Here is a 540-nt window from a genome sequence, read left to right as displayed (position 1 = left end):
CCGCCTGCACCGACACCGGCAGCGCCAACGCGGCCGCACCCGGTTCGAGGATGAAGGCCAAGGCCAGCAGCAGCCACGCGCCGAACACGAAGCCAAGCGTGCTCATCAGCACCACCTGGCCGATTTCGCCCAGGCTCAGCCCGGCCCCGCCATAGCCGCGCAGGCGCACGGCGCCGCCGGTGAGCGCGGCAAACCCCAGCGTCTGGCCGAGCGTGTGGGCCAGGAAGGCGGTGATGCCCACACGCGCCGGGTGCAACTGCTTGCCGCTGCGACGCAGGCCAATGGCATCGAAACCGATCAGGCAGGCGTAACTGGCCAGGCCGAGCACCACGGTCAGCGCGATCTGGCCGGCACCGAGGTGGCGGAACGCTTCGCGGATGGCGCGGTAGCCGTGTTCGTCGAACTCGTTGGCCAGCCCGCGCAGCGCCAGGGCCAGGATCGCCAGGCTGAAGATGACGGTGGCGGCGCGGCGCCAGGCCAGGCGTGCCGGGGCGGGAGCAGGGGTCGTTTCGGTCATCGGTGTAGCGTGCTCCGTGGGGG

At 71.7% G+C, this 540-nt stretch carries 1 protein-coding gene; it reads right to left on the bottom strand.

What is annotated here, in order from left to right; genetic code table 11:
• On the bottom strand, positions 1-517 hold a 517-nt coding region (locus ACXJKJ_RS31860), incomplete at its 3' end, for a hypothetical protein (protein WP_457395725.1).
• Positions 518-540 lie beyond the last annotated feature (23 nt).

Source organism: Roseateles sp. P5_E1 (assembly GCF_054049335.1).
The sequence above is the reverse complement of the archived record's forward strand: the minus strand, read 5'-3'. Positions and strand labels throughout refer to the sequence as shown.